The organism is Pseudomonas sp. P5_A2_2 (genome assembly GCF_054177685.1).
Genome location: NZ_JBGCUL010000127.1, coordinates 1 through 8,628 on the forward strand (window position 1 = coordinate 1; position 8,628 = coordinate 8,628).

Consider the following 8,628-nt stretch of genomic DNA (forward strand, 5'->3'; position numbering starts at 1 on the left):
CAGCACATGCACACAACCACACAGTTCCTGATGGACCTGATTCCGACGTCGGTGATCGGTGCCTTTGCCGATAACAACATCCTGCAGGTCCTGCTGTTCTCCGTGCTGTTCGGCAGTGCGCTGAATCTGGTGGGCGAGGCGGCGTCGGGCATTTCCCGGCTGATCAATGAACTCAGCCACGTGATTTTCCGCATCATGGGCATGATCGTGCGCCTGGCACCGATCGGTGTATTCGGCGCGATCGCCTTCACCACCAGCAAATATGGCCTGGACTCGCTGCAACACCTGGGCAGCCTGGTCGGCCTGTTCTACCTGACCTGTACTGCCTTCGTGGCCCTGATTCTCGGCCTGGTGATGCGCCTCTCTGGCTTGAAGATGTGGCCGTTGCTCAAGTACCTGCGCGAAGAACTGTTGATCGTCATGGGCACCGCTTCGTCCGACGCCGTGCTGCCACAAATCATGCGCAAGCTTGAGCATCTGGGCATCGGCAGTTCGACGGTCGGGTTGGTGATACCTACCGGTTACTCGTTCAACCTCGACGGTTTTTCGATCTACCTGACCCTGGCCATTGTGTTCATCGCCAATGCCACCGGCACGCCGCTGGCGATGACCGACCTGCTGACGATTCTGTTGGTGTCGTTGATCACCTCCAAAGGTGCCCACGGCATTCCGGGCTCGGCGCTGGTGATCCTGGCGGCCACCCTGACAGCCATTCCGGCCATTCCGGTGGTGGGTCTGGTGCTGGTGCTGGCCGTGGACTGGTTCATGGGCATCGGCCGGGCGCTGACCAACCTGATCGGTAACTGTGTGGCGACCGTCGCCATCGCGCGCTGGGAAAAGGACATCGATGTGCAGCGGGCGAACAAGGTACTTTCCGGCCAGGCGGGTTATACCTTCCAGCCGCGTAAACCGGTCGCACCGGCGCATCAGCAGGAATTCTGAATCAACGGTGTGCCGGCCTCGCCTTGGTCGGCACACTTTCACCACTTTTAGATGCTCATGGAGCGAACAGTGATTACCTCGTCAACCGTCGTAACTTCAGTCGTGGAAAAACTTCGGGCCGCTCTGGCCCGTGGTCAGTGGCGCTCCGGCGAAATGCTGCCGGGGCAACGTGAACTGGCCGAACAGCTGGGTATCAGCCGCCCGAGCCTGCGTGAGGCAGTCATCGTCCTGGAAACCCTTGGCCTGGTGCGCTCGATGCCGGGCAAAGGCGTAGTGGTACTCGAGGCCAGTCTCAGCGATGGCCAGTCCCACGAAAGCGCGGTGGCCGCAGCGAGCCTGGAAGACGTGCTGCAACTGCGTTACACCCTCGAACCGTTCATCGTCGGCCTCGTGGCGCAGTCCATCAGCAGCAAGGAAGTCGGGCAACTGCGCCTGACCTTGATGGACATGCGCGAAGCCCTGGAGGCCAACGACAGTGAAGCCGGCGTAAGCGCCTACATCGCGTTCCACGAAGAGCTGTTCACACTGACGTCGAACCCGATCTTCCAGAGCGTGGTCCAGCAAACCAGCAATGCCCTCAAGCAAAGCGCCGAAGTGTTGCGCAACTCCCCGGAGCATCTGGCAGAGCGCCTTGAAGAAAACGAAGCGGTGGTGCGGGCGATCCGCAGCAAGAACAGCGCCCAGGCCAGCGCCGAGATGCGTCGGCACATTTTGCGCGAGGGCCAGCGCATGGGCATCGAACTGAACATCCCGGAAGACAACCTCGGCAGTTGAAACCTCTTCGAACTGGAGATTGGCCATGAACAGCTACGCCTCGCCACAAACGCTCGCTACCCTGCCCGTCCGCCCTTCGGTGGGTGATCTGTATTCGCGGGTCTTGGACGCCATTTTCGAACAGCGCATCCATTCGGCCAGTCGCTTTACGGAAGAAAGCCTGGCGCAGATGTTCGGTGCACGGCGCAGCGACATGCGTGATGTGCTGACGCGACTGTCCCATCAGCAGATCATCATCTTACGAGTCAACCATCGTCCCCGCGTCGCCGAGCTTGATGTCGAGCAGACCCGGCAGACACTGCATGCCCGGCGTCTGGCCGAGATCATGCTCGTGCGGCTGGCCTGTCAGCGCCCCTGCGCTCAAGGTTTGAAGCACCTGCGGGAGCTGGTCGATAGCGAGCGTCAATGCACTGAGCGTGGCCGGGCGATCCGTTTGTCGGGAGAGTTTCACCTGCGATTGGCAGAAATGGCAGGTAATGCACCGTTGTCGCACTTTCTAGACAGCCTGGTGCAGCTGACTTCGTTGGCGCTTGCGCAGTTTGAGCTGCAGTCGATGGATTATTGCGTATGGCAGGCGCACATGGAGATCCTGGATGCGCTGGAGCGATGGGATGCTGCGAAGGCAGAAATTGTGCTCAACCGGCACCTGGATTATCTGGAAGACTTGTTGCTGAACCCTGCATCGGCACTGGGCCAACATTGTGCCGCAGGTTAGACCGCTTTCGTCGGAACGCCGCCCGGAGCAGGCTCGCGATGGCGGCTTAAGGCTCGCTGCAATTTCTGAATTTAATCAGCCGCCACCCGCGCAAACCCCTCGCGAATCTTTTCTTCCGGCAAGTCATCGGCAATGAACACGATCACGCTCTCACGCACGTCGTCTTCAGCCCACTCGGTATCCCAGTCGAAACCATACAGCTTCAGCACCCCCTGAAACACCATGCGACGGGATTCGCCGAGGATATTCAACACGCCTTTGTAGCGCAGCAATTGCTTGCCATGCTCCTCCAGCAACTCGTTCATGAACTCGCTGAGCTTGTCGATATCCAGCGGTTTTTCAGTGCGCAGCACCAGGCTGGAAATGCGGTCGATGGACGGGGCCCGGCTGACCGGTCGCAAACTCACGCCGCCACCGAGGTCGGCGTTGAGGTTGAAGCCGCGCACATCGAGCAACTCGGCCAGGTCGATCTTGCCATGGTCAACCACGCGGATCGGCGCACGCCGGTTGATGCGGGTCAGGCGCTCGCTCAACGCGGTGAAGGTCGGTTCGTCCACCAGATCACGCTTGCTCACCAACAAGCGGTCGGCGAAACCGATCTGCGCCTGGGCGATGGTCTGGGTCAGATGCAGATCAGCGTGGGCGGCATCGACCAAGGTGATGATGCCGTCGAGGATATAGCGCTCGCGCAACTCTTCGTCGATGAAAAAGGTTTGCGCCACCGGCGCCGGGTCGGCCAGGCCGGTGCATTCGATCACCAGCCGGTCGAAGGCGATATCGCCCTGGTCCAGACGCTCCAGCAACAAGTAAAGCGCCTTGGTCAGGTCCGTATGGATGGTGCAGCAGACGCAGCCATTGGACAGCGTCATCACTTGCACCGGCTCGTCACCCAACAACTGGGTATCGATGCCGGCATCGCTGAATTCGTTCTCGATTACGGCGATTCTCAGGCCGTGCTCGGCCTTGAGCAGGTGACGCAACAGGGTGGTCTTGCCGGCGCCGAGAAAGCCGCTGAGGATTGTTACGGGGATGGGAGAGGACAAACTGGATCTCCTTTTTCACACAGGAAAAAACAACACAAAACAAATGTGGGAGCGAGCTTGCTCGCGATAGCGGCTTAACATTCAACATCACTGTTGATTGACAGTCCGCCATCGCGAGCAAGCTCGCTCCCACAGGTATTGCCGTTAATCCGACAACCGGATCAACAGCACTTCGGCCCACCCTTGCCACCGTAACGGGCTTCCTGACGCTCCCGAAAGAACATCTCATAGCTCATCACCGGTTTGTCCGGGTGCTTGGTCTGCATATGCTCGACGTAGTTGTCGTAGTCGGGCATGCCGACCATCAGGCGCGCGGCCTGACCGAGGTATTTGCCGAGGCGACTCAGGTCATTGAACATGGTGCAAATCCTCGATCACACTTCCGGCAGCGCCTGGAATGGCGATTCTTTATCCGTACGCCCCTTGCTGCCCCAGGCGGAAATACCGACCTTGAGCGCATAGAACAGGATGCTGAACACCACGAACAGGAACAGCGCGGTCAGCGTTGCGTTGGTGTAGGCGTTGAAGATCACGTGCTGCATCTGGGTGATGTCCTTGGCCGGGGCGAGGATCTGACCGTTGGCCAGCGCATCGCTGTATTTTTTGGCCAGCGACAGGAAGCCGATCGCCGGGTTGGCGTCGAACAGCTTGATGAAGCCCGCTGTCGTGGTGCAGATCAACAGCCACACCGCCGGCAACATGGTGACCCACACATAACGCTGGCGTTTCATCTTGATCAGCACCACGGTGCCGAGCATCAGCGCGATACCGGCCAGCATCTGGTTGGAGATGCCGAACAGCGGCCACAGGGTGTTGATGCCACCCAGTGGATCGATCACGCCCTGGTACAACAACCAGCCCCACATGGCCACACAACCGGCGGTGGCGATCAGGTTGGCAGTCCAGGATTCGGTGCGACGCAGGGCCGGCACGAACGAACCGAGCAGGTCCTGGAGCATGAAGCGCCCGGCACGGGTACCGGCGTCGACCGCGGTCAGGATGAACAATGCTTCAAACAGGATCGCGAAGTGGTACCAGAACGCCATGGTGTTCTCGCCCGGCAGAACACTGTGCAGGATCTGCGCGATACCGACCGCCAGGGTCGGTGCACCGCCGGCACGTGCCAGGATGGTGGTTTCACCGATATCGTGGGCCACCGCTTGCAGGGCTTCCGGGGTAATCGCAAAGCCCCAGTTGCTGACGGCTGTCGCAACGGCCACCACATCACCGCCGACCACGGCCACCGGGCTGTTCATGGCGAAATACACGCCCGGTTCGATGACCGACGCAGCGACCATGGCCATGATCGCCACGAACGATTCCATCAGCATGCCTCCGTAACCGATATAGCGGGCGTTGGTTTCGTTATCCAGCAGTTTCGGCGTGGTGCCGGAGGCGATCAGCGCATGGAAACCCGAGACCGCGCCACAGGCGATGGTGATGAACAGGAACGGGAACAGCCCGCCCTTCCACACCGGGCCGGTGCCGTCGATGAACTGGGTCAGGGCCGGCATCTTCAGCTCGGGCATGGTGATCAGAATGCCGATGGCCAGGGCGACGATGGTGCCGATTTTCAGGAAGGTCGACAGGTAGTCACGGGGTGCCAGGATCAACCACACCGGCAACACCGCCGCGACAAAACCGTAACCGATCAGCATCCAGGTGATTTGCACACCGGTGAAGCTGAACGCCTTGGCCCACACCGGATCCGCGGCAATCTGCCCGCCGAGCCAGATCGAGCCGAGCAGCAACAGCACGCCGATCACCGAGATCTCGCCGATGCGACCCGGGCGGATGTAGCGCATGTAGATGCCCATGAACATCGCGATCGGGATGGTCGCCATCACCGTGAAAATACCCCACGGGCTCTCGGCCAGGGCTTTCACCACGATCAACGCCAGCACCGCGAGGATGATGATCATGATCAGGAAGCAGCCGAACAACGCGATGGTGCCGGGGATGCGGCCCATTTCCTCGCGGACCATGTCGCCCAGGGAGCGACCGTTGCGGCGGGTGGACATGAACAGGACCATGAAGTCCTGCACGGCACCGGCCAGCACCACGCCGGCGATCAGCCACAGCGTGCCGGGCAGGTAGCCCATTTGCGCCGCCAGTACCGGGCCGACCAAAGGCCCCGCGCCGGCGATGGCGGCGAAGTGGTGACCGAAGAGAATGTGTTTGTTGGTAGGAACGTAGTCCAGACCGTCATTGTTGAGCACGGCAGGCGTGGCCCGTCGCGCATCGAGTTGCATGACATTGTTAGCGATGAACAGACTGTAGTAGCGATAGGCGACCAGATAGATGGCCACGGCAGCGACCACAATCCACAAGGCGTTGATTGCCTCGCCCCGGCGCAATGCCACGACACCCAGGGCGCACGCACCTGTGATTGCCAGCACCAGCCAAGGCAAATGGCGTAGCGGGCTATTGTTATTTTTCATTTTGATATTCCAGCCAGAGTGGACAAGAAAGACAACCACTCCGAGTTTAGCTCTCCTGACGGCAAAGACCATACCCCGACATTGGTCTGGACACCTGCACGCGCTGGCCGCCTTGAAGTATGCAGGTCTATAGTCAGCGTACATCTACGAGGATCGCGCCATGAGCGAGCACCCCGCCGAACGTCGCCGCTTCAAACGTATTGCGTTCGATGCCCGAACCGAGCTGAGTCAGGGTGAGTTCACCTGGCCGGTGACGTTGATTGATCTGTCGCTCAAGGGGTTGCTGATCGAGCGACCCGATCCGTGGCTGGGCAATCCGCAGCAGGATTTTCTGGTCGACATTCATCTGGGCGAAGACGCCGGCATCACCATGGATGTGCAACTGGCCCACGACGACCATGGCCAACTCGGGTTTGTTTGCCGGCACATCAGCCTGGAGTCCATCGAGCGCCTGCGGCGATTGATCGAGCTCAACCTCGCTGATCCAGAAGAGTTGGAACGCGAACTGGGTGCCCTGATCGAAATCTAGCCATTATCGAATTCCCCCTGTAGGAGCGAGCCTGCTCGCGATTTTGGTGTGTCAGCCAGCAGCAATGTGACTGTCAGATTGCAATCGCGAGCAGGCTCGCTCCTACAGTGTTTTTTACAGCGAATGATAGGTCGGCAGGGCAAACCGTTGCTGGCTCTGCAGCATTGAAATCTGCGGCAGCTCACTGGCTTGTTCGGCGAGGTCACGGCGAATCGCGCTGATGACCCAGGACAGTTGATCACCATTGTGCAATTGCTGGTAGGAGATCGAGCGTATGAATTCTCTGCCGTCGGCGCTGCGCAAGGTCAGCAGAATCCCGCCATCAGGGCGGTCCTGGGTAGTGACTGCGAAGTTGGAGAACAAGGACGAAAATTTTTCCTGGATAAGGCTCATGTCGTTCAGCTCCATGATGACTTGAATGGCAAGCATGGAGAGACTGTTGCAGTCTTTGTGCCATTCATTTCAGCTGAACAATATTAAGTAAAATCAACATGTTACGGTTTTGAGTGATTTTCGCTTTCGTGCAATCTGCATGAATGGCCATCGTGCATCCTGCATTTTGCAGGTACGTCGGCGACTCGATGGAACCAATTGGCGCGCACGGGATCATCTTCGCGCAGCGCTATTGCGGATCAAGATCGCGGATCAAGATCGCAGATACAAAACATTTCAAAAACCGCGTGTACAGCTCAAGAACCGTTGACGTATTTTCGGGCTCAGTCATCGCCACCCGACAATAAAAAAAGATCGAACGGGAGCAATCATGAGCCGTATGTCGAACGACACGATTACCTGGGGCATGATGCTCCGCAAGTTGCCTTCCATCGCCAAAGCCATCCCCCGGGTGGTGAAGGGGATGAAGGCCGCCAACGTCAAGGACCCGACCCAAGCGTGTGGTTTAGGCTGGAGTTTCGAGCAAGCTGCGTTGCGCAACCCGGATGGCCCGGCGCTGTTGCAAGGCGACGTAACGCTCAGTTACTCCGAGGCCAACCAATGGGCCAACCGCATTGCCCATCACCTGATCGGCCAAGGCATCGGCAAGGGTGATGTGGTGGCGGTCTTTATCGAGAACCGTCCGGAACTGCTGGTGACGATTCTTGCGGTGGCCAAGGTCGGCGCGATCAGTGCGCTGCTCAATACCTCGCAGACCCGCGACACCCTGGTGCACAGTGTGAATCTGGTGGCGCCGGTGGCGATCATTGTCGGTGAGGAGTTGGTCCCCGCGTACCTGGCGGTACGTGATCGGGTGTCGATCAAGGCTGACCGGACCTGGTTCGTCGCCGATCAGGACACCTCTCGCCAACCGGGTATCGCGCCTGAAGGTTTCGTCAACCTGATGACCGCCAGTCTCGACGATGCCAGCGACAACCCGCCCAGCAGCCAGCAGATTTTCTTCGACGATCCCTGTTTTTATATCTACACCTCGGGTACCACTGGGCTGCCCAAGGCTGGCGTGTTCAAGCACGGACGCTGGATGCGCAGCTCTGCGAGCTTCGGCATGATCGCCCTGGACATGCGCCCCGACGATGTCGTCTATTGCACCTTGCCGCTGTACCACGCCACGGGCCTTTGCGTGTGCTGGGGGTCGGCCGTCAGTGGTGCCAGTGGGTTCGCCATCCGCCGCAAATTCAGCGCCAGTCAGTTCTGGAACGATGCGCGCAAGTACCGGGCGACAACCATCGGTTATGTCGGCGAACTGTGCCGCTACCTGGTCGATCAACCGCCCTGCGCCGACGACAGCCGGCACGATGTGAAGAAAATGATCGGCAACGGCTTGCGTCCCGGTGCCTGGAACGAGTTCAAGACCCGCTTTGCGGTGAATCACATCTGCGAGCTGTACGCCGCCAGTGACGGCAATATCGGCTTCACCAATATTCTTAACTTCGACAACACCATCGGTTTTTCCCTGATGCGCTGGGAGTTGGTCGCTTACGACCACGACAGCGGCGCGCCGATTCGTCAGGCCAACGGCCTGATGCGCAAGGTCGCCAAGGGTGAGCAGGGGTTGTTGCTGGCAAAAATCGACGACAAGGCGCCCCTGGACGGCTACACCGATCCGCAGAAAACCGCCAAGGTCGTGCTTCAGGATGTGTTCGAAAAGGGCGACCGCTACTTCAACACCGGCGACCTGTTGCGCAACATCGGCTTTGGGCATGCGCAGTTTGTCGACCGCCTGGGCGACAC

At 59.4% G+C, this 8,628-nt stretch carries 9 protein-coding genes; 5 read left to right on the plus strand and 4 right to left on the minus strand.

All coding sequences use genetic code 11. The annotated features are described in order from the left end of the window. The 3 genes from ACXRVY_RS11045 to ACXRVY_RS11055 form a co-directional block, all read left to right on the plus strand. On the plus strand, positions 1 to 942 hold a 942-nt coding region (locus ACXRVY_RS11045; protein WP_458237391.1), incomplete at its 5' end, for a cation:dicarboxylate symporter family transporter. 69 nt (positions 943 to 1,011) lie between these two features. Continuing rightward, positions 1,012 to 1,716 carry a FadR/GntR family transcriptional regulator gene (locus ACXRVY_RS11050; RefSeq protein ID WP_108216407.1) on the plus strand — a complete coding sequence of 235 codons (705 nt, stop codon included), beginning with the start codon at positions 1,012 to 1,014 and terminating at the stop codon, positions 1,714 to 1,716. 25 nt (positions 1,717 to 1,741) lie between these two features. Beyond that, a complete protein-coding gene (locus tag ACXRVY_RS11055) occupies positions 1,742 to 2,431 on the plus strand; it encodes a GntR family transcriptional regulator (protein WP_223461052.1) in 690 nt (229 codons plus the stop codon). Between the two features lie 71 nt (positions 2,432 to 2,502). Here the strand turns inward: ACXRVY_RS11055 and yjiA are convergent, their stop codons facing one another. The 3 genes from yjiA to ACXRVY_RS11070 all read right to left on the minus strand — a co-directional run bounded on the left by yjiA (position 2,503) and on the right by ACXRVY_RS11070 (position 5,915). Then, positions 2,503 to 3,474: a GTPase gene (gene yjiA, locus ACXRVY_RS11060; protein ID WP_223461050.1), complete on the minus strand. Its 972-nt coding sequence runs from the start codon at positions 3,472 to 3,474 to the stop codon at positions 2,503 to 2,505. A gap of 161 nt (positions 3,475 to 3,635) precedes the next feature. Next, on the minus strand, positions 3,636 to 3,833 hold the full coding sequence (locus ACXRVY_RS11065; protein ID WP_007895266.1) for a YbdD/YjiX family protein: 198 nt from the start codon (positions 3,831 to 3,833) through the stop codon (positions 3,636 to 3,638). Positions 3,834 to 3,848: 15 nt separating this feature from the next. Continuing rightward, positions 3,849 to 5,915, minus strand: coding sequence for a carbon starvation CstA family protein (locus ACXRVY_RS11070; RefSeq protein ID WP_223461048.1), 2,067 nt, complete (start codon positions 5,913 to 5,915; stop codon positions 3,849 to 3,851). A 160-nt stretch (positions 5,916 to 6,075) separates the two neighbouring features. On the opposite strand from ACXRVY_RS11070, the gene ACXRVY_RS11075 reads away from it, so the two are divergent. Next, positions 6,076 to 6,444: a PilZ domain-containing protein gene (locus ACXRVY_RS11075; protein ID WP_223461045.1), complete on the plus strand. Its 369-nt coding sequence runs from the start codon at positions 6,076 to 6,078 to the stop codon at positions 6,442 to 6,444. Between the two features lie 114 nt (positions 6,445 to 6,558). On the opposite strand, the gene ACXRVY_RS11080 is transcribed toward ACXRVY_RS11075, so the two are convergent. Beyond that, the gene (locus ACXRVY_RS11080) at positions 6,559 to 6,837 is read right to left on the minus strand and encodes a DUF3509 domain-containing protein (RefSeq protein ID WP_317851124.1); all 279 of its coding nucleotides are present in this window, start codon (positions 6,835 to 6,837) and stop codon (positions 6,559 to 6,561) included. 370 nt (positions 6,838 to 7,207) lie between these two features. Here ACXRVY_RS11080 and ACXRVY_RS11085 point away from each other — a divergent pair. Beyond that, positions 7,208 to 8,628 (plus strand): long-chain-acyl-CoA synthetase (locus ACXRVY_RS11085; RefSeq protein WP_458237392.1); only part of this gene is annotated, 1,421 nt, incomplete at its 3' end.